This is a genomic window from Novosphingobium lindaniclasticum LE124 (genome assembly GCF_000445125.1).
Lineage (GTDB): Bacteria > Pseudomonadota > Alphaproteobacteria > Sphingomonadales > Sphingomonadaceae > Novosphingobium > Novosphingobium lindaniclasticum.
This window is the reverse complement of record NZ_ATHL01000011.1, coordinates 25,252-43,823: the sequence shown is the minus strand read 5'-3', so window position 1 is coordinate 43,823 and position 18,572 is coordinate 25,252. Positions and strand designations below refer to the sequence as shown.

Annotated in this window: 19 protein-coding genes; 8 read left to right on the top strand and 11 right to left on the bottom strand. The window is 66.3% G+C overall.

Translation table 11 applies throughout. The features are described from left to right. Positions 1–3: 3 nt before the first annotated feature. Together L284_RS26220 and lipB are read right to left on the bottom strand one after the other, a co-directional pair. Positions 4–324, bottom strand: coding sequence for a hypothetical protein (locus tag L284_RS26220; protein WP_021232236.1), 321 nt, complete (start codon positions 322–324; stop codon positions 4–6). Next, the gene (lipB, locus tag L284_RS26215) at positions 321–1,028 is read right to left on the bottom strand and encodes a lipoyl(octanoyl) transferase LipB (protein WP_021232235.1); all 708 of its coding nucleotides are present in this window, start codon (positions 1,026–1,028) and stop codon (positions 321–323) included. The genes L284_RS26220 and lipB overlap by 4 nt, the downstream gene beginning before the upstream one ends. 82 nt (positions 1,029–1,110) lie before the next feature. Here lipB and L284_RS26210 point away from each other — a divergent pair, with 82 nt between their 5' ends. Further along, positions 1,111–1,923 (top strand): hypothetical protein, encoded by an 813-nt coding sequence (locus L284_RS26210; protein ID WP_021232234.1) that lies wholly within the window; start codon positions 1,111–1,113, stop codon positions 1,921–1,923. An 82-nt stretch (positions 1,924–2,005) separates the two neighbouring features. On the opposite strand, the gene L284_RS26205 is transcribed toward L284_RS26210, so the two are convergent. The 5 genes from L284_RS26205 to L284_RS26185 all read right to left on the bottom strand — a co-directional run bounded on the left by L284_RS26205 (position 2,006) and on the right by L284_RS26185 (position 6,494). Next, a complete protein-coding gene (locus L284_RS26205) occupies positions 2,006–2,638 on the bottom strand; it encodes a class I SAM-dependent methyltransferase (protein ID WP_021232233.1) in 633 nt (210 codons plus the stop codon). 102 nt (positions 2,639–2,740) lie between these two features. After that, positions 2,741–3,085 carry an arsenate reductase (glutaredoxin) gene (gene arsC, locus L284_RS26200; protein ID WP_021232232.1) on the bottom strand — a complete coding sequence of 115 codons (345 nt, stop codon included), beginning with the start codon at positions 3,083–3,085 and terminating at the stop codon, positions 2,741–2,743. Next, complete coding sequence (locus L284_RS26195; protein ID WP_021232231.1) at positions 3,082–3,672, bottom strand: (2Fe-2S)-binding protein; 591 nt, start codon at positions 3,670–3,672, stop codon at positions 3,082–3,084. The genes arsC and L284_RS26195 overlap by 4 nt, the downstream gene beginning before the upstream one ends. Before the next feature lie 82 nt (positions 3,673–3,754). Next, positions 3,755–5,785 carry a TonB-dependent receptor gene (locus L284_RS26190; RefSeq protein WP_021232230.1) on the bottom strand — a complete coding sequence of 677 codons (2,031 nt, stop codon included), beginning with the start codon at positions 5,783–5,785 and terminating at the stop codon, positions 3,755–3,757. Position 5,786: 1 nt separating this feature from the next. Beyond that, a complete protein-coding gene (locus tag L284_RS26185; protein ID WP_021232229.1) occupies positions 5,787–6,494 on the bottom strand; it encodes a fumarylacetoacetate hydrolase family protein in 708 nt (235 codons plus the stop codon). Positions 6,495–6,639: 145 nt separating this feature from the next. Here L284_RS26185 and L284_RS26180 point away from each other — a divergent pair, with 145 nt between their 5' ends. After that, the gene (locus tag L284_RS26180; protein ID WP_200861621.1) at positions 6,640–7,158 is read left to right on the top strand and encodes a YqgE/AlgH family protein; all 519 of its coding nucleotides are present in this window, start codon (positions 6,640–6,642) and stop codon (positions 7,156–7,158) included. A gap of 120 nt (positions 7,159–7,278) precedes the next feature. On the opposite strand, the gene L284_RS26175 is transcribed toward L284_RS26180, so the two are convergent. The 4 genes from L284_RS26175 to L284_RS26160 form a co-directional block, all read right to left on the bottom strand. Next, the gene (locus tag L284_RS26175) at positions 7,279–7,875 is read right to left on the bottom strand and encodes a nucleotidyltransferase family protein (protein WP_021232227.1); all 597 of its coding nucleotides are present in this window, start codon (positions 7,873–7,875) and stop codon (positions 7,279–7,281) included. Next, positions 7,872–8,867: an XdhC family protein gene (locus L284_RS26170; RefSeq protein WP_021232226.1), complete on the bottom strand. Its 996-nt coding sequence runs from the start codon at positions 8,865–8,867 to the stop codon at positions 7,872–7,874. The genes L284_RS26175 and L284_RS26170 overlap by 4 nt, the downstream gene beginning before the upstream one ends. A 312-nt stretch (positions 8,868–9,179) precedes the next feature. Beyond that, a complete protein-coding gene (locus tag L284_RS26165) occupies positions 9,180–9,878 on the bottom strand; it encodes a murein L,D-transpeptidase catalytic domain-containing protein (protein WP_235054241.1) in 699 nt (232 codons plus the stop codon). A gap of 184 nt (positions 9,879–10,062) precedes the next feature. Beyond that, positions 10,063–11,307, bottom strand: coding sequence for a polyhydroxyalkanoate depolymerase (locus tag L284_RS26160; RefSeq protein WP_021232224.1), 1,245 nt, complete (start codon positions 11,305–11,307; stop codon positions 10,063–10,065). Positions 11,308–11,516: 209 nt separating this feature from the next. On the opposite strand from L284_RS26160, the gene L284_RS26155 reads away from it, so the two are divergent. From L284_RS26155 to L284_RS26130, 6 genes are all read left to right on the top strand, one after another. Next, a complete protein-coding gene (locus tag L284_RS26155) occupies positions 11,517–13,379 on the top strand; it encodes an ABC transporter transmembrane domain-containing protein (protein ID WP_021232223.1) in 1,863 nt (620 codons plus the stop codon). A gap of 128 nt (positions 13,380–13,507) precedes the next feature. Then, complete coding sequence (locus L284_RS26150; protein WP_021232222.1) at positions 13,508–15,655, top strand: M13 family metallopeptidase; 2,148 nt, start codon at positions 13,508–13,510, stop codon at positions 15,653–15,655. A 240-nt stretch (positions 15,656–15,895) separates the two neighbouring features. Further along, the gene (locus L284_RS26145) at positions 15,896–16,708 is read left to right on the top strand and encodes an undecaprenyl-diphosphate phosphatase (RefSeq protein WP_021232221.1); all 813 of its coding nucleotides are present in this window, start codon (positions 15,896–15,898) and stop codon (positions 16,706–16,708) included. 15 nt (positions 16,709–16,723) lie between these two features. Beyond that, on the top strand, positions 16,724–17,530 hold the full coding sequence (gene ppk2, locus L284_RS26140; RefSeq protein ID WP_021232220.1) for a polyphosphate kinase 2: 807 nt from the start codon (positions 16,724–16,726) through the stop codon (positions 17,528–17,530). 144 nt (positions 17,531–17,674) lie between these two features. Further along, complete coding sequence (rpmG, locus tag L284_RS26135; protein WP_021232219.1) at positions 17,675–17,842, top strand: 50S ribosomal protein L33; 168 nt, start codon at positions 17,675–17,677, stop codon at positions 17,840–17,842. A 63-nt stretch (positions 17,843–17,905) separates the two neighbouring features. Continuing rightward, entirely contained in the window at positions 17,906–18,562 is a 657-nt protein-coding gene (locus tag L284_RS26130) for a LolA family protein (protein ID WP_021232218.1), read from the top strand. The last annotated feature ends 10 nt before the right edge of the window (positions 18,563–18,572 follow it).

The following is an 18,572-nucleotide window of genomic DNA, read 5'->3' as shown; positions in this document are numbered from 1 at the left end:
CTTCTACTCGGTCGTCGCCGCCTCGACATCGGCAGCGGCTGCGGCCGCATCCGCGGCGGTGTCGTCCACCGTCGCGGCCTCGCTCGCGGTGCCGCGCGCCGAACGACCCGACGGCGCCGTAGCCGCTGCGGGCTCGGCGAGCGGGGACTGCGAGCGCGCCGTGTCGTAGGGCAGCATGTCGTCCCCCACCGAGCGCGGCAGGATCTTCGCGCCGGCTGCCGCCTTCTGGCTGGGGCTCTCTTCCTGCTTGCAGGCGCCCAGCGCCGGCAAGGTCGAGGCCACGACGAGCAGCGCCAGCTTCGCGGTATTCCGGGGCGAGGTCATGCGGGCTTCTCCGTGGGGCAGGGGCGGTCGAGTGCCGCCAGGAACGCAGGTGCGCGGGCTATCAGCGCCTCGTCCCAGGTGGCGAAATCGACTTCGCGGCCGAGGCGCGACAGGCTGGTGACGCCGAATTCGTCGATCCCGCAAGGCACGATGCCGGTGAAATGAGAAAGGTCCGGGCGAATGTTCACCGCAAAGCCGTGCATCGTCACCCATTTGCGGATGCGCACGCCGATCGCGCCGATCTTGGCCTCGCGCCCGTCCACATCCTGCGTCCAGATGCCGATGCGGCCTTCGCTGCGGAAGCTCTCCACGCCGAAGTCGGTCAGGGTGTCGATCACCCAGCCTTCCAGGCCGTGGACGAAGCCGCGCGCGTCGCGGGCACGCTTGCGCAAGTCCAGCAGGACATAGGCAACGCGCTGGCCGGGGCCGTGATAGGTGTAGCGCCCGCCGCGCCCGGCCTCGACCACTTCGAATCGGGGATCGAGCAGTTCGGTGAGGTCGGCGCTGGTGCCGGCGGTGTAGACGGGCGGATGTTCGAGCAGCCAGATCAGTTCGCGCGCCTCTCCGGCGGCGATCTGCGCGTTGCGCGAGGTCATTTCCTCGAGCGCGGCGCGGTAGGGTACCGGCTCGGCGCTCACGCGCAGTTCGATGTCGCCCGGAAGCGAGGTGGTGAGCGTGGCCGGAAGCGTGGACGGAACAGTCATGCCGCGTTGCGTGGCGTCATTCCCTGCGGTTATCAAGTGACTTTGAAGGGCCGGCGCTTATCGGGCGGCATCAGGAGCAGTTATGACGTTCGACAGCAACAGGGCCTGGACCCAGGCATCCCAAGCGGTTTCCGCCAACCGGGAGGTTGTCCTGGCGCTGGCGGGGGTGTTCTTCCTGCTGCCCCAGCTGGTTTTCGCCATCTTCTTCCCCCAGCCGGAGATGGGAACGGGGATGAGCGAGCAGCAGGTCTTTGCCATGGTCAAGACCTATTACACCTCGATTCTGCCGATCATGATCCCGATCGCGCTGCTTCAGGCGCTCGGCACGCTGTCGCTGCTCTGCCTGCTGGATACGGAGCGGCGGCCGACGGTGAGCGAAGCGATTCGCGCGGGCGTGAAAGGGCTGGTGCCCTATCTTGTCGCCCAGATCCTCATCGGCATGGGGCTTGGGCTCGTCGTCCTGGTCATCGCCGGCGTGCTGGGGGCAGCGGGCGGCGGCGTGGGCGCGGCGGTCGGCATGGCGATAGGGCTGGTCCTGGCGGTGGCCGTCTTCGTGCGCCTTTCCGTAACCGCACCGGTCGTCGCCGTGGAGAAGACGCTCAATCCGATCCTGGCGCTAGGCCGCTCCTGGACGCTGACCAAAGGCAGCACGGCCCGTCTGCTGGGGTTCTATGCCCTGCTCATGCTGGCGATGATCGTGCTGATGATCTTCGGCAATATCCTCACGCTGCCTGTCGCCCTGCTGGCGCCCGCGGAAGTCGTCCGGATCGTGGCTGCGGTGGTCGAGTCGGTCATGGCGACGATCATGGCGCTCTACTTCGTCGCGGTCATCGCCCAGGTCCATCGCCAGCTGGCCGGTCCTGCAGAGGAGCGGGTGACGCAGACCTTCGAGTGAGCGGCAATGAAAAAGGCCGGCGTCAGGGACGCCGGCCTTTTTTCGTTCGTCGATGGATGCCAAACGCGCGGGAAAGCGCGTCTCAGTCCTCGTCCTTCCAGCCCCAGAACAGGAAGCAGGGGGGGACGTTGATGGCTTCCATGCCGCTGTCGATCCGCTTGAAGTGACGCGCCATGAACTCGCGCGCCTTTGGCGTGAACTGGTAGACCAGGAAGGCGCCGCCCTTGCGGATTACGCGGTAGGTGGCGGACGCGATCGCCGGACCGACGCCGTCGGGCAGGGTCGAGAACGGCAGGCCCGACAGCACGTAGTCCGCCTTTTCATGGCCATGGGCGCGCACGATATCCTCGACATCGGCGGCCGATCCGAGCACCGCGGTGAAGCGGCTGTCGGTGATGGTGCGGCGCAGATAGTCGATGAACAGCGGGTTGGTGTCGATCACGATCAGGTGACCGTCGCGTCCCAGCCGGTCGAGCACCGGGCGGCAGAACGTGCCGACGCCGGGGCCGTATTCTACGAAAAGCTTGCAATTGGCCCAGTCCACCGGGCCAAGCATGCGATTGATCACGAAGCGCGACGACGGAACGATCGAACCGACCATCACGGGATTGCGCAGGAAGCCTTCGATGAACACGCCCCAAGGTCCAAGGCTGTGTTTGATCTTCCGCTTGAGCCGCTGTGGCAGCGCCTCTCGGGCAAGCTCGGTACTGGTCATGCTGGAGGAAGCTCTCGCTTTTGTTGTCGTCCGGCGAAGGGCGATTCGGTGACAGATCGGGGCCGACAATGCAAGCAAGCGTCGGCCGATGTTACGCGGGGATTACAGAATCTCGTGGACCTTTTCCTGCGGACGACACAGCCGGGCGCCCTTTTCGGTTTCCACGAGAGGGCGTTCGATCAGCGCCGGTTCGGCGGCCATGGCGGCCAGTACCGTCGCATCGTCGGCTTCAGGCAGCCCGCGCTCGGTCGCATCGGTGCCGCGCAGGCGCAGACCCTGTTGCGGCGTGATGCCGGCGTCGCGGTAGAGCTGGCCCAGCTTTTCGGCCGAAGGCGGGGTCTTGAGATACTCGATCACCGCGAGTTCGATGCCGGGGATTTCTTCGAGAACCGCCAGCGTCTTGCGCGAAGTGCCGCATTTCGGGTTGTGCCAGATGGTCGCCTTCACGGGCGTTGCTCCTGTCGTTCGGATGTTGTCTTGTTCAGAGGCGGCGCTTTTTCCGGGAGCGTGAGGGCCGGCACCTTGCGCGCGGCGTCGCTTGGGGCAATTCCCGGCGCGGGAGCGGCGCTGATGATTTCCTCTCGCCGCATGACCCGGCCCGCGCGTTGTACCGCGGCGATCAGGCGCGGATAGACTCCGCAGCGGCAGAGATTGGTAAGCGCCTCGCGAATCTCTGCCTCGCTCGGATTGGCATTGCGGGCGAGCAGGGCGGCGCCGCCGATGACGATGCCGGGCGTGCAGAACCCGCACTGGATCGCCTGCTCGGCCACCATCGCCTGCTGCATCGGATGCGAGCGGTCGGCGGATAGTCCCTCGATCGTGGTGACGAACCGGCCCTCGCATTCACCCAGCGTGACGAGACAGGCGCGCAGCGCGGCGCCGTCCACCAGCACCGTGCAGGCGCCGCAGTCTCCCACGCCGCAACCGTACTTGGTCCCGGTGAGGTTCGCCCCGTCACGCAGGCCCCAGAGCAGGGGCGTCTGCGGGTCCATGGCGATTTCGACCGGGTGATCGTTGACGGTCAGGCGCGGCATCGCGCTTCCTTATGCCTGCGGAAGGGCTTGCGCCAGTGCGCGCGCTGCGACGGGACGGTGCTCATGCACGGCCTGTCGTGGATCAGCGCAGCGCGACGCGCAGGCCGGCCCAGAACGTGCGCGGCGTGCCGAGGTCGATCGAACCGTTCTGGTTGCGGGTGACGATGGTTTCGTCGGTCAGGTTTTCCGCGCGCAGCACCAGCGAGAGCGGCCCGGCGACGGGGACTTGCACATAGCCGTCAAGCGTCGTCGCGGCGGGGAGCACGTAAGTCTCGAGATCGTCCTCGTACTGGGCACCGACGTGGCGCAGCGTCGCGGCGAAGCGCCAGCCTTCGGCCGGCAGCCAGGCAAGCGTGGCGCTGGCGGCGAACTTCGGCGTCTGCGAGGGGCGCCGGGCGTCGAGATCGGGACCGTCCGCCCGTACCTTGGCGTCGGTCCAGGCCAGCGAGCCGTCGAACCGCACCGTGCCGAGATCCAGCGCGGCGGCAGCTTCCACACCGCGCGCGTGCACGGCGTTGACGTTCTGCCGCTCGCGCGTCGTGCCGCTGAGGGTCACGTTGGCCACCGCATCCTTCACCTTGTTGTCGAAGGCGGTGAGCGACAGCGTCAGCGCTTCCAGCGGATGGACATCGATCCCCGCCTCGTAGCCGCGCAGGCGTTCAGGCTTCAGGTTGGGATTGGCCTCGGTCGTCACCGGGAAGACCACGAAGGGGCGGTAGAGTTCGTTGAGCGTGGGCAGGCGCATGCCAGTATAGGCGGCGGCACGCAGGCTTACGGCCTTGCTTGCATGCCAGACCAGCCCGGCCCGCCCGTTGCCCATCCAGCCGGAGCGATTCGCATAGGCATCGTCCTGCGTCACCACGCCCGCAGGGCTGACGGCGCGATAGAAGCCGTTGCGGATCGTCCAGCGATCGGCACGGCCACCGGCAGTGAGCACGAGATCGCCCAGCGTCCAGTCGTCCTCGACATAGAAGCCGAGGTCGGACTGGTTGCCGCCCGCGCGGCGTGCCGCCGTGAAGGCGCCGGCCGCATTGTAGGGCAGTTCGAGCAGGCGGCCGTCGCTCAGGCGAAGATCGGTGCCGATTCGCAGCACATGATCCTCGCCCACCGGAGGTCGCAGTTCGGCCTTGCCGCCGATCGCGGTGGTAGGCGTGCGATGCTGGTCGAGCGTCTTCGCGAAGGTGCTCGAACTGATCACGATGTTTGAGAAGTCCTGCGCCTGCACATAGCCCAGCACATCGAACTGCCAGTCACCCCGTCCGACCACCCGCAGCGAGGCCTGCTGGCCCTCCGAGGTCGAATCGGCGCCCTTGAAGCGCAAGGTGCGCTCGTCGCCATAGGCGAGGACCGAGGCTTGCAGTTCCACGCTCTCGCTCAGGGGCGCGACGGCGCGCAGCGAGGCCGACCAGCTGTCGTAGGCGGCGCGGGCGGAGGCGGGGGCGCGCTGATCCTTGGGCGTCGTCCAGAAGCCTTCGCCCCGGTCCCACTGTACGCTGGCGACGAGGAAGCCCGCCCCCAGCTTCGGCGCGATCGTGGCCGAGGCCTGGGTCTCGCTCCGGTCGTTGATGAGGGCGCTGCCTTGCAGGATGCCGATCTGGTCCGGCCCGGCGCTCGTCATCTCGATAGTGCCCGCCACCGCGCCCGAGCCGAAAGCGCCCGAGCCGCCGCCACGCGTGACCCGGATCGACGACAGCCGCTCCGGTGCGATGGCGCTATAGGGGATATAGCCGAAGAATGGGTTCGCCACCGGCACGCCGTCCAGCAGCACCAGCGTCCGGCTCGAGGCATTGCCGCCGAGCGCGCGCAGGGTCGCCCCTTGCGAGGAGGGATTGGCGGAGCGGCTGTCGGAGCGGCGGAACTGCGAGAAGCCCGCCACCGAATTCAGCACGTCCTCGATCCGGCCCGAAGCGCTGGCGATCACGGCATCGCGCTCGATGGTCTGAACATCGTAGGCCGGGGTTGCGGGTCCGGATTCGAGACCGTGGCCGGTGACGATGATCGGCCTGCCCGGTTCGGCGCTCTCGTCGGCGAGGGCGGGAGTGGCGAACAGGAGGGCGGCGCCGGTCAGCAGAGCGGCGCGGTATGGCAGGCGAATTCCGGCAGGTATGGACATGTCAGATGGCGTCGATCGTCAGGACGACAGGCTCCAGCCCTTCGATGCGGCCTTCGAGCCGGTCGCCGGGAGCGACCGGGCCGACGCCTGCCGGGGTGCCGGTATAGATGAGGTCGCCGGGGGCGAGGTGGTAGAGCCGCGAGAGATCGGCGATCAGTTCGGGCAGGCTCCAGATCATCTCGGAAAGCAGGGCATCCTGCTTCGTCTCGCCATTCTTCGCCAGAGTGATGCGCTGCTCGGCCGATGGATCGAAGGCATTCTGGCCGAAAGCCTCGGCGCGGGTGATCGGCCCGATCACGGCACCGTTCTCGAAGTCCTTGCCGGTGTCCCAGGGGTAGCCCTTGGCCTTGGCGGCGTTCTGGAGGTCGCGCCGGGTCATGTCGAAGCCGCAGGCATAGCCGTAGACGAGGCTCATGGCGTCTTCAGCGGCGACCTCGAAGCCTGCAGCACCGAGTGCTACGACGAGCTCCATCTCGTAGTGGCAGTCCTGCGTGCCCGGCGGATAGGCGATCGTCTCGCCCGAGTGGCAGAGCGCGGCCGGGGCCTTGGTGAACCAGATCGGCGCCTCGCGGTCCACGGCGTTGCCCAGTTCGCGGGCATGGGCGGCATAGTTGCGGCCGACGCAGAATATCCGGCGCACGGGATAGCGGCCGTGCTCGCCCAGCACGGCGACGCAGGGCACTTCGGGCAGTTCGAACAGCAGGCTCACTCGCGATTTCCCTTCCTTGCTTGCGGGGAGCCATAAAGCGCTATCCGGGCCGGGAATAGTGCAAGCCGCTTGCCGTCCCCTGCGAAGGCCCTACATTTGCGGTGTGACCGAAAAACATTATCTTGCCGGGCGACTGCTGCTGGCGATGCCGGGGATGTTCGATCCGCGCTTCGACCACAGCGTGAGCGTATTGTGCGTGCATGACGAGAACGGCGCTTTGGGAATCGGCGTCGGCCGGGTGCGCGAAGGGGTGCGCTTCCACGAGATCCTGGAAGAACTGGGCATCGATCCCGGAGTCGCGCCGGACTGCGAAGTTCACGAGGGCGGCCCGGTGGAGCCCGGTCGCGGCTTCATCCTCCATTCCACGGACTGGGGCGGCAGCGACACGATCGAAGTCCATCCGCTTTGCGCGCTTTCCGCATCGATGGACGTCCTGCGGGCGATCGCGGAAGGCAAGGGCCCCCGGCGCTGGCTCATGTCGCTGGGTTATGCGGGCTGGGCACCGGGGCAGCTTGAGGGGGAAATGCGCCAGCACGGGTGGTACGCGGCCGATCCCCATCCGGAGATCCTGTTCGATACGGCGGTCGAGAATCGCTGGGCCGCCACCTGGCGCGCGGAAGGGATCGATCCGGCCCTGCTGTCCAGCCAGACGGGAAGCGCCTGAATCAACCCAGAGCAAGATTCGTCGATACGTTCTCCCGGACCTGATCCCCGCGACCGACTGCACTGTCGGCGGGGCGCTTTTCTGGAACGTTGCGCCTGAAGTATCGCCAGCGGTCCCGGATCAGGTCCGGGACGACGGCGGCTCGGCACCTTCCAACTTCGACAGATCATCCGGCCGATCGATATCGACGTGGATCGCCGGATCTACGCTCTCGACGAAAACCACGTCGTTCCGTCCGCGCAGCAGACGGCCCGCGCCCTGATCGCCGGTGAGCGCCAGGATCTCCGGGAACAGGCGCGGGGAGAGCAGCACCGGATGGCCCGGCAACCCGCCATGGCGCGGGAGGGCGGCGCTGCCGCTACCGATGGCTTTCGCAAGGCGGGCTGCCTCTCCATGCGGCACCCGGGGCATATCCCCCAGGAACACGAAGACTCCGGTCGCCTCGTTCAATGCGGAAATGCCCGCTTCCAGCGATTCCGAAAGCGCGCCGCTTGCGATCCGCACCGCCTCTACCGGCGGATCGCCCTCCCAGGTTCCGCAATCCAGGCATGGCCCGGCCACCACGAGTACGCGCGAAACCGGCGCGGCTCTGGCGGCGCGGATGGCGTGAAACACCAGCGGCTCGCCATCGAGCATGGCCGAGAGTTTGTCGCTGCCGAAGCGCCGCGATGCTCCGGCGGCGAGGACGAGGGAGGCCAGGCGGGTGCCCTGCGTCATGCCCGTTCGCGCGCGGGGTTCAGCGCCTGCATGATTTCCGCGAGGATCCCGGTGGCGACTTCCCAGGGCGACTTGCCGAGCCCGGCGACGCCGGGCGAGAGGTTGAGCCGGGCAAGGTCTTCCGGAGTGGCTCCGGCGGCTTTGAGAGCGTCCAGCCGCGCCGGTGCCCGCGATTTTGCGCCGATCATGCCGACATAGCCCGCCCCGCCCCGCAGCGCGGCAAGGCAACCGCCAAGGTCATGGTGATCTTCATGGGTGGCGCCGAGATAGGCGGTCCAGCGATCCATGCCGAGTTCCGCCAGGGCCGTGGCCGGATCGCTGCGCACGTAGCGCGAGACCGGAAAAGGTGGGGGTTCGAAGGGGCCGTCCGGGCGCAGGAGAATGGTTTCGAACTGTGACAAGGCGCCGAGCCGGGCGGCGGCCAGCGCTCCCGGATCGCCGCCGGAAACGATCAGGCGGCGGACGGGGTCATGTCGGCGGGCGAGGGAGAACGGCTCTTCGTACACGTCGAGCAACGGCCCGTCGTCTTGGGTCACGCGCCGGTTCGTGCCGTCGCTGTGCCAGCGGCAGGACCGGCGCGCTTCGGCATGGCCGAGCAGTTCGCGAGCAGCGGCATCGTCCGGAGCCACGCGTTCGACCAGGACATGGAGCGCGCCGCCGCAGCGCAGGCGAATGTCGATCCACGGGCTGCCGGTGCCGTAATGGAGGCGGCGCGGCACGCCGTCGCTCAGAACGTGCAGGGCATGGCTGGCGACATCGCCTTCGATACAGTCGCCCGAGAAGTAGCCGCTGGCCGCGATCTCGCCGCCGCCGTCCTGCGGGTCCACGAACAGCATCTGGGCGCCGGGACCGCGCGGCGCGCTGCCTTCCACCTTGTAAAGCGTGGCGAGCGCGGCGGGGCGGCCCTGCCGCATCGCGTCTGCGAGTGGCGCGCGAACGTCGTCGATCCAGCCGAACATCGGCCAGGCTGCGCCTGCCAGTTCACCGCTCATGCCGTCATTCCGTGGACTACAGCGTCTTTCGCCTGCCCATGGCGGCGCAGAGCGCAAGCGCTGTTGATGGCGCAGGGGGCCGGCAGCCGCTCTGCGATCTCCTCCAAGACCGGACGGCTCGGCAAGGCTCCCTGAGGGGATTGGTGCAGGAAGAAGCGCGCGGGAACGCTATCCACCCGCTGCCAAGCATCGTTCCTGAATTCCGCACGGTGTCCGTCCATCCGAGGACCCGTAACACCGCCTCGCCCCGGTGTCTAACCGGCGCAAGCCGACTCCGGCATGGCGGATTCCGGCATAAGGCGATGAGCGGATTCAGTATTCGCCGATACGGTCGGCAAACAGCAGACGACCGCCGGAGAGGTGCCAGAGCGCTTCGTTGAAGTCGGCATTGCTCATCGCAAAGCAGCCTTCGCTGCGACCGAGCTTGCCCCACTTCTGGATCATAGCAGCATCGACATACCAGGCCGGGTGCATGACGATGGCGCGTTCGAGCGCCATCGAATTGTCGTTGTCGAGACCCTTGAGACGGATCGAGGTGCCGTATTTGCCCGAGTACCACTCGCAGGTCAGGAAAGCGCCGCGCGAGGTGGCTTCCGATCCGGGGAGATTGGAGAAGCTCTGCAGCCAGCCGCTATGCGCCGGGTCCGAGCCGCGCCCGTGCGCCAGCAGGAACGAGCGCACCGTACCAGCCTCGATATTCGCGAAATGAAAGCGGGGTTTCCAGGAAGGCTGCGCGAAATCGGCAATGCCCACCAGGTCTCTGCGCCAGATCTGCGTGCCGACGCGCTGCACCTGCCGCGAGGCGACATCGAGAATGCGGCGCTGATAAGGAGTGAGGGCGCTCGGCACCGCATCAAGCGTGCCCATTCCCGCGCCGAGAGAAGGCAGTCCGGCAGGACCGATCTGTCCCGTCGCCGTTCCCACCGTATTTTCCGCTGCCAGCACACGCGATGGCAATGCCAGGCTTGCGCCTGCCGCCAGTCCGCCCATGAGGACAGCGCGTCGACCCAACGTCTGTTCCATACCGGTAAGTTAACCTAAACGCCCGGAACTTTCCAGTGCTATCAAGCCGAGGTTCCTTCCCGCGGGGCAAGCCGCCGCAGAGGTTAACCCGTTCGTCGCGGCAAAGACCCGCTTTCGATTCGCTTGCTTGGCACGGCGGACGCAGGTGGCGCCCGCCGTGCCAAGGGAAACCTCAGGCCGCCGCTTCCTCGGGCTTGCGGGCGTGCTGGCGGAACCACTCCTCCAGCACCGGGGCGATACGGGTGCGCCACTTGCTGCCGTTGAAGATGCCGTAGTGACCGACGTTCTCCGCCAGCAGATACTTCTTGCTGCTGTCCGGCAGATGCGTGGCAAGCTTGAGCGCCGCCTTGGTCTGGCCGATGCCGGAGATGTCGTCACGCTCGCCCTCGACGGCCAGCAGCGCGGTGTCGCGGATCGCGGAAGGATCGATGCGTTCGCCGCGATGGACGAATTCGCCCTTCGGCAGCGAGTGCTTCTGGAAGACATGCTCGATGGTCTGGAGATAATAGTCGGCGGTCATGTCGCAGACGGCGCGGTACTCGTCGTAGAAGGCCTTGGTCGCCGCCGCGCCTTCGCCGTCTCCGGCGACCAGATGTTTGAACATGCCGTAGTGGCTCATCATGTGGTTGCCGAGGTTCATCGCCATGAAGCCCGCGAGCTGGAGGAAGCCCGGATAGACCCTGCGGCCGGCACCGGGATAGCTGATCGGAACGGTGGCGATCACGTTGTTCTCGAACCACGAGAGCGGCTGCTGCATGGCGACGTCATTGACGCTGGTGGGCGCCTCGCGCGTGTCGACCGGGCCGCCCATCATCGTCAGCGTGGCCGGGCGGCAGGGGTGCTGCTGCTTGCCCATGATCGCGGCAGTGGCGAAAGCCGGGACCGAGGGCTGGCAAACCGCCAGCATGTGGGTGCCCGGACCGATGTGCTCCAGGAAGCCGATCAGGTAGTCGATGTAATCGTCGAGGTCGAAACGGCCGGCATCCGAAGGGACCAGCTTCGCGTCCGCCCAGTCGGTGATGTAGACTTCGCAGCTTTCCGCCATGCGGGCGACGGTGCCGCGCAGCAGAGTGGCGAAGTGGCCGCTCATAGGCGCGACGATCAACAGCTTGGGCGCATCCTTCGGCAGTCCGGGATGGGTAAAGCGAATCAGGTCGCCAAAGGGGCGGCGCAGCACGATCGATTCTGTCACCGCATGGATCTGGCCGCCGACGGTGACGCTTTCGATGCCGAAGACGGGCTTTCCGCGCGGGGCGGCGGCGTGGGCGAAGACGTCCAGCGCCGAGGCCATGACCGGTCCGAAACCGAGGTAACCCATGGGCAGGGCAGGATTGTTGAGAAGTTCGGAGCTCACCGAGGCCCAGGCGGCCGCGCCGCTCAACATGGTGCGCTGCAATTCGTAGGCATTGTAAAGCAAGATGCGTCTCCCGAACGGCAAGGCATCCCGCCGTCCTGCAAGTTATAAAGGCCATGTGGGACCGAATCGTTGCATGCGCAATGCGGCAAATCCGGGTGAAGAGGTGAAACCTTTCGGAACGGCAGAGGCACGGCGAAGGGCGGTCCTGATCGTAACGACGCCTTTCATACATCTTTTCCTGAGGCCGGTGACAGGATAAGGCCGCGCCCATGGATGCCAACGCAGGGTCGGCCGCGCTGCCCGTGAACCAGAACGCCACCCCCGATGGTGGAACAGAGACCCGCACGCCCCAGCGCAGGAGCCTCGGGGCGCTGCGCATGGTCTGGCGCGAGCTGTTCAAGTATCCCGGGCGCATGGCCGTGGCAGGCCTGGCCCTGCTGACGACGGCTACCTCGACGCTCGCGATACCCTACGGGTTCCGCCAGATCGTCGACCAGGGGTTCGCCGAAGGGGCGGATCCTTCGGCAATCCGCTGGTGGTTCGTGATGCTGCTGGGCGTCGTCACGGTGCTGTCCGTGGCGACGGCGATCCGCTTCTACAGCGTGTCCTGGCTCGGCGAACGGGTGGTGGCCGACGTGCGGCTCCGGGTGCAGCGCCACCTCCTGACCCTGTCCCCCAGCTTCTTCGAGGAAAACAGCCCCAAGGAAATCGCCTCGCGCATGACGGCGGACACGGCGGTGATCGAGACGGTGGTGGGCACGACCGTCTCGGTCGCGCTGCGCAATGCGATCATGGCGATAGGCGGCGTGGCCTACCTTTTCGTACTGGCACCGCATCTGACGCTGGGGCTGGTCGTGGCGATTCCCGTGGTGATCCTGCCGATCGCCGCGTTCGGCCGCCGCTTGCGCGTCGTCGCCCGTCAGAGCCAGGACCGCGTCGCCGACATCGGCGCGACCACGAGCGAAGTCTTCGGCGCCTTGCGGGTGGTGCAGGCCTTCAACCAGGAAGGCCGCGAGCTTGAGCGCTTTTCGGGCGCCGTGGAGCGGACGTTCGAAACCGGCAAGCGCCGCATTGCCCTGCGCGCAGTGATGACTGCGGTGATCATGTTCCTGATCTTCGGCTCGATCACCGTCATCATGTGGCGCGGTGCGATCGGCGTGGCGGAAGGGACGATCACCGGCGGCACGATCGCGGCTTTCGTAGTGACGGCCGGCATCGTCGCAGGCGCCTTCGGATCGCTGACCGAAGTCTACGGAGACCTCGTGCGGGGGGCCGGCGCGGCAAGCCGCCTGGCCGAGCTGCTGAGCGAGCACCCGACGATTTCGGCTCCGGCCCGCCCGCTCGCCCTGCCGTCGCCCGGACGGGGCAAGCTGGCGTTCGAGCGCGTGACCTTCCGCTATCCCTCGCGCCCGGAACTGGCCGCGCTCCATGATTTCAGCCTTTCGATCGAGCCCGGCGAGACGGTGGCCATCGTCGGGCCGTCGGGTGCAGGCAAGTCCACGCTGTTCCAGCTGGCCGAGCGTTTCTACGATCCGCAGAGCGGCGTCATCAAGATCGACGGCGTGCCGCTGACTTCCGCCGATCCTTCCGAGATCCGTCGCCGCATCGCGCTGGTGCCGCAGGAAGGCGTGCTGTTCGCCGCTTCCGCGCGCGACAACTTGCGCTACGGCAACTGGCAGGCCGATGACGAGGCGATCTGGCACGCCGCCCGCGCCGCCAATGCCGAACGTTTCCTACGCGAACTGCCGCAGGGCCTCGACACCTTTCTGGGCGAGGACGGCGCGCGTCTTTCCGGCGGCCAGCGCCAGCGTCTCGCCATCGCCCGCGCTCTCCTGCGCGATGCGCCGATCCTGCTGCTGGACGAGGCGACGAGCGCGCTCGATGCCGAAAGCGAACGGCTGGTGCAGGACGCGCTGGAACACCTGATGGCGAACCGCACGACCCTGGTGATCGCGCATCGCCTTGCCACCGTGCGCAAGGCGGACCGGATCGTGGTCATGGACGGCGGCCGCATCGTCGAGCAGGGCACACACGAAAGCCTGAGCCAGGCAGGCGGGCTCTATGCGCGCCTGGCATCGCTCCAGTTCGACAGCGATGCTGTGGCCGCCTTCTCCCGTTCGACAAACGGCTGACGCGCGCCGACCAACTGCATTTCAGGACTGGCGTTGCCGAATATGGCAATTATGTTGCGCCATTATCGGCGGGCCGTTCCGGTTCGTCGCCAGACCGTTCGTGTCATGCAATTCAGAAAGGTGGGACCATGACCCGCATTCTCGGCCGGGTGCTCGCTTCGACGGCGCTCGCTACCGCACTCAGCTTTTCCGCGCTTCCGGCGACCGCCCAGACGGCGGCGTCTTCGGATCCGATGCAGGTCGATCCGGCCAAGATGGACTGGGGCAAGTCCGGGATCCAGACCCAGTGGCAGGACAAGACCGCCAAGCCCGGTGCGGACTTCGACAAGTTCGTGAACGGCAAATGGGAAGCCGCCGTCGTCCTTCCTGCGGACCGCACCAACTGGGGCTCGTTCACGGCGCTGCGCGATCTTTCCGAACAGCGCGTCCACGCGATCATGGACCAGCTGATCGCGTCGAAGCCCGCCGCCGGAACCGACGCCGCCCGCGTCGAAGCGGCCTATGCCGCCTTCATGGACGTGGACGCCATCAACAAGGCCGGCCTCGCGCCCGCGCAGCCCCATCTGGCGCGCATCTTCGCGGCCAGGACACCCGATGACCTGATGAAGATCTTTGCGGCGCCCGGCTTCGCCTCGCCGCTCGGCGCTTATGTCGGCCCGGACGAAAAGCAGAGCGACGTTAACGCCTTCCAGGTGGGGATCGGCAGCCTCGGCCTGCCCGACCGCAACTACTACCTGAAGAACGACCAGCGCTCGCAGGACATTCGCGCCAAGTACACCGAATACCTGACGTTCGTTCTGGGCAAGGCGGGCTATGCCGATGCGGCCACCGCCGCCAAATCCGTGCTCTCGCTGGAAACGCGCATCGCCCAGGCCGACTGGGACCGCGCGGCGAGCCGCGATCCCGACCTCACCTACAACAAGCTGACGCTGGCGGAGTTCGAAGGTCTCGGCACGCCCGGCCTGATGCGCACTTTCATGGACTCCCTCGGCGCGGGCAAGGCCGGTTACGTGCTCGTCGGCGAGATGCCGCCGACGCCGGAAGAACTGAAGGCGGCCCGCATCGATCCCGCCAAGGCGCAAACCCTGTTCGGCGGCGGCGTGCCCGCCGTGGCCAAGCTGGTGTCGGAAGTGCCGGTGGCGACCTGGCAGGCCTGGCTTGCCGCGCATTTCCTGCGCGCCAATGCCGCCGTCCTGCCCAGCGACATCGACGACGCCACTTTCGCCTTCTACGGCAAGGTCATGAGCGGCCAGCCCGAGCAGCGCGCCCGCTGGAAGCGCGGTGTCGCGGCGGTCGAAGGCATGGCCGGTGAACTGGTCGGCAAGATCTATGCCGAGAAGTATTACCCGCCCGAAGCCAAGGCCGCGATGACCGACCTCGTCGCCAATTTGCGCAAGGCCATGGCGGTCAACCTTAAGGACCTGGCCTGGATGGGCCCGGCAACCCGCAAGGAAGCCCAGGCCAAGCTCGACGCGTTCAATCCCAAGATCGGCGCGCCGGACACGTTCAAGACCTATGAAGGCCTGACCTTCTCGGCCACCGATCCGCTCGGCAACGCCATCGCCGCCGGCGCCTGGGAAAACGACGACCAGATGAAGCGCATCGGCCAGCCGGTCGACAAGACCGAATGGTTCATGCTGCCCGAGACGGTCAACGCCTACTACAACCCGCCGTTCAACGAGATCGTGTTCCCGGCCGCCATTCTCCAGCCGCCGTTCTTCAACGTCTCGGCCGACCCGGCGGTCAATTACGGCGGCATCGGCGCGGTGATCGGCCACGAAATGGGCCACGGCTTCGACGACCAGGGCGCGAAGTCCGACGGCACCGGCAATTTGCGCGACTGGTGGAGCGCGGCCGACAAGGCCAACTTCCAGAAGCTGCAGGACAAGCTGGAAGCCCAGTACAACAGCTTCTGCCCGTTCGACGACGGCAAGACCTGCGTCAACGGCAAGCTGACGATGGGCGAGAACATCGGCGACCTCGGCGGCCTCAGCCTGGCCTACCGCGCCTACAAGCTTTCGCTGAACGGCAAGGAAGCCCCGGTGATCGACGGCCTGACCGGCGACCAGCGCTTCTTCATGGCCTGGGCGCAGGTGTGGCGCAGCAAGTACCGCGAGGAATCGGTGCGCCAGCAGCTGATCACCGACCCGCACGCGCCGGCGCACTACCGCATCAACGGCATCGTCCGGAACTTCGACGAATGGTACAAGGCCTTCGACGTGAAGCCCGGCGACGCCCTCTACCTCCCGCCTGCCGAGCGCGTGCGCATCTGGTAAGGAAAGTGGCTCGGTCCGGCATTGCGCCGGACCGAGCCAGAGTCGTCCGTTCGACCTCACGGTCGCACAAAAATGGCCGTCCGGCCATTTCCGTGCGGTGCCGCAAGCCTTCGACGGATGTCGAAGGCGCGCATGAATCAGGGCAAAATACGCCAAAACGTATTTTCTGAACGACTATAGGGATTAACGCTCCGCCCGCCGGGTTGACTTGGCCGGTGCGTCCGGCATGACCTGCGCCCCATGAGCCTGACCATCACCGCGATCCTCCTCGGCATTGTCGAGGGCCTCACCGAATTCCTGCCCGTCTCCTCGACCGGCCACCTGATCTTGGCCACGCGGCTGTTCGGATATGATTCGAGCCAGTGGGCCACGTTCAACATCGTCATTCAGCTGGGTGCGATCCTCGCGGTTATCGTGCAGTTCTGGCGCACGTTCTGGGCGGTGGGCATGGGGCTGTTCAAGCTCAATCCGACCTCGATCCGCTTCGTGCGCAACGTGCTGCTGGCGTTTGTTCCTTCGGCCGTGCTGGGCCTGTTGTTCAACAACTATATCGAAGGCCTGCTGGGCGAACCCGCTGTAGTCGCCTGGGCGCTGATCCTCGGCGGTATCGCCATTCTCGGGATCGAGAAGGTGGCCAAGCCCGGCCCGCTCACGGGCGTGTCCGAGCTGCCCGCCGTCAAATGCCTCGGCGTCGGCCTTGCGCAGTGCCTGGCGATGGTTCCGGGCGTCAGCCGCTCGGGTGCGACGATCATGGGCGCGCTGTCGATGGGTATCGAGCGCCGCACGGCGGCCGAATTCAGCTTCTTCCTGGCCGTGCCGACGATGATCGGCGCGACGACCCTGGAACTGCTCAAGCATCACGAGGACCTGATGGCGGGCACCGGTCCGGTGGGCTGGGACGAGATCGGGATCGGCTTCGTCGTCTCCTTCGTCGTGGCGCTGGTGGTGATCAAGGCGTTCATGGCCTTCGTCAGCCGCTCCGGCTTTGCACCTTTCGCCTGGTATCGTATCGTCGCCGGCGCACTTGCACTTTTCCTGCTTTCGCAGGCCTGATCAGGGAGTTGAGCCATGGCCGAGGATGAAGACCGCAAACTCGGCCAAAAATTGGGGCGCAAAGAGTACGACAAGCTGCTGGAACCGATGCAGGAGGAACTGGTCGGCATGGCCCGCTGGGCCGCTGCCACCGGCGCGCGCATCGTCGTCCTGTTCGAAGGGCGCGACACGGCAGGCAAGGGCGGAGCCATCAAGGCCGTCGGCGGCCAGCTGAACCCCCGGCAGTGCCGCACCGTCGCTCTTCCCGCGCCCAGCGAGCGCGAGCAGGGGCAATGGTACTTCCAGCGCTACATCGAACACCTGCCCACACGCGGCGAGATCGTGCTGTTCGATCGCAGCTGGTACAACCGCGCGGGCGTGGAAAAGGTGATGGGCTTCGCCACCGGCTCGGAAGTGAAACGCTTTCTCAAGCAGGTGCCGGTGTTCGAGCGCATGCTGGTCGACGACGGCATACTGCTGTTCAAGTATTGGCTCGCCTGCGACCAGGAGAAGCAGGAGGAACGCCTGCACGAACGGCTGGACGATCCGCTCAAGCGGTGGAAGCTCTCGCCCATCGACGTCGCCGCGCGCGAGAAATACGAGGACTATACCAAGGCGCGGGAAGTCATGCTCAAGGCCACTCACAAGAAGCATGCGCCGTGGACGGTGGTGGACTTCAACGACCAGCGAATCGGCCGACTCACCCTCGTTCGCGATCTGCTGGACCGTCTGCCCGACACCAAGGTCGAGCCGCAGAGCATCAAGATGCCGAAACTGAATCACGCACCCTACAACGAGAAATTCGGCGTTCTGAAGCCGATCGCGGGGTTCGACACGGAGTGATTTACCCCTCTCCCGCTTGACTTTGGCCTGTCATTATCGCATGGGCCGCAACCTTGAGGGGCGGCGCTCGATTGCCGCCCTGATGTTTTTCAACGGAACGCCGGCCGGCCAGGGCGGCTGAAACGAGAGATACAGGAAACCGCCATGGCGAAGCCCGCAACCGTCAAGATCCGTCTTGTCTCGACCGCCGACACCGGCTTCTTCTACGTCACCAAGAAGAACCCGCGCAACACGACCGAGAAGATGACCTTCCGCAAGTACGATCCGGTCGTGCGCAAGCACGTCGACTTCAAGGAAGCCAAGATCAAGTAAGGCCTCCTTCGGGAACCTTACAATTCAGGGGCGGTTCAAGCCTGCAAACCCAATGGGAGCACTATGAACCGCACCTCCAAGATCTTTCGCTCTTGCGCTAGCGCGGCCGCTTTGGCCGCGCTTTGCGTTCCTGCCCTTCTTCCGGCAACGCCGGCCTACGCCGCGCCTTCCGGCGATTCGGCGCAGCTGAACCAGGCCGTCGAGGCGCTGCGCGCGATTTCGACGATGAAGGCCGATTTCGTCCAGACGGACCGCAACGGCCAGAGCCTCACCGGCGAACTGACGCTCATGCGTCCCGGCAAGATCCGCTTCCAATATCAGAAAAGCGCCCAGCTGCTGATCGTCAGCGACGGCAAGGCGCTGACCATGATCGACTACTCGGTGAAGCAGGTTCAGCGCTGGCCGATCAGCAACAGCCCGCTCGGCGCGCTGCTGGATCCCAAGCGGGATGTCGCCAAGTACGGCACGGTCAAGCAGACCGGCAACCCGAACGTCGTCAGCATCGAAGTGCGCGATCGTTCGCATCCCGAGTACGGCGTGATCACGCTGATCTTCACGCGCAAGGCCTCGGCTCCGGGAGGGCTCGAACTCAGCTATTGGGTCGCGCTCGATTCGCAGAACAAGCGCACGACGATCTCGTTGTCTAACCAGCGCTATGGTGTGCCGGTCTCCAACAATGATTTCCGCTGGGTGGACCCGCGCCCGAAGACGCGCCGCTGACACTCGTCGA

Bases quoted from the DNA above. Each gene is read 5' to 3' on its own strand.
- L284_RS26145 (WP_021232221.1), top strand. From the start codon at position 15,896: ATGAGCCTGACCATCACCGCGATCCTCCTCGGCATTGTCGAGGGCCTC.
- L284_RS26130 (WP_021232218.1), top strand. From the start codon at position 17,906: ATGAACCGCACCTCCAAGATCTTTCGCTCTTGCGCTAGCGCGGCCGCT.
- L284_RS26180 (WP_200861621.1), top strand. From the start codon at position 6,640: ATGCCGGGGATGTTCGATCCGCGCTTCGACCACAGCGTGAGCGTATTG.
- L284_RS26170 (WP_021232226.1), bottom strand. From the start codon at position 8,867: ATGAGCGGTGAACTGGCAGGCGCAGCCTGGCCGATGTTCGGCTGGATC.
- L284_RS26195 (WP_021232231.1), bottom strand. From the start codon at position 3,672: ATGCCGCGCCTGACCGTCAACGATCACCCGGTCGAAATCGCCATGGAC.
- lipB (WP_021232235.1), bottom strand. From the start codon at position 1,028: ATGACTGTTCCGTCCACGCTTCCGGCCACGCTCACCACCTCGCTTCCG.
- L284_RS26155 (WP_021232223.1), top strand. From the start codon at position 11,517: ATGGATGCCAACGCAGGGTCGGCCGCGCTGCCCGTGAACCAGAACGCC.
- L284_RS26190 (WP_021232230.1), bottom strand. From the start codon at position 5,785: ATGTCCATACCTGCCGGAATTCGCCTGCCATACCGCGCCGCTCTGCTG.
- L284_RS26175 (WP_021232227.1), bottom strand. From the start codon at position 7,875: ATGACGCAGGGCACCCGCCTGGCCTCCCTCGTCCTCGCCGCCGGAGCA.
- rpmG (WP_021232219.1), top strand. From the start codon at position 17,675: ATGGCGAAGCCCGCAACCGTCAAGATCCGTCTTGTCTCGACCGCCGAC.
- L284_RS26150 (WP_021232222.1), top strand. From the start codon at position 13,508: ATGACCCGCATTCTCGGCCGGGTGCTCGCTTCGACGGCGCTCGCTACC.
- L284_RS26205 (WP_021232233.1), bottom strand. From the start codon at position 2,638: ATGACCAGTACCGAGCTTGCCCGAGAGGCGCTGCCACAGCGGCTCAAG.
- L284_RS26210 (WP_021232234.1), top strand. From the start codon at position 1,111: ATGACGTTCGACAGCAACAGGGCCTGGACCCAGGCATCCCAAGCGGTT.
- L284_RS26220 (WP_021232236.1), bottom strand. From the start codon at position 324: ATGACCTCGCCCCGGAATACCGCGAAGCTGGCGCTGCTCGTCGTGGCC.
- ppk2 (WP_021232220.1), top strand. From the start codon at position 16,724: ATGGCCGAGGATGAAGACCGCAAACTCGGCCAAAAATTGGGGCGCAAA.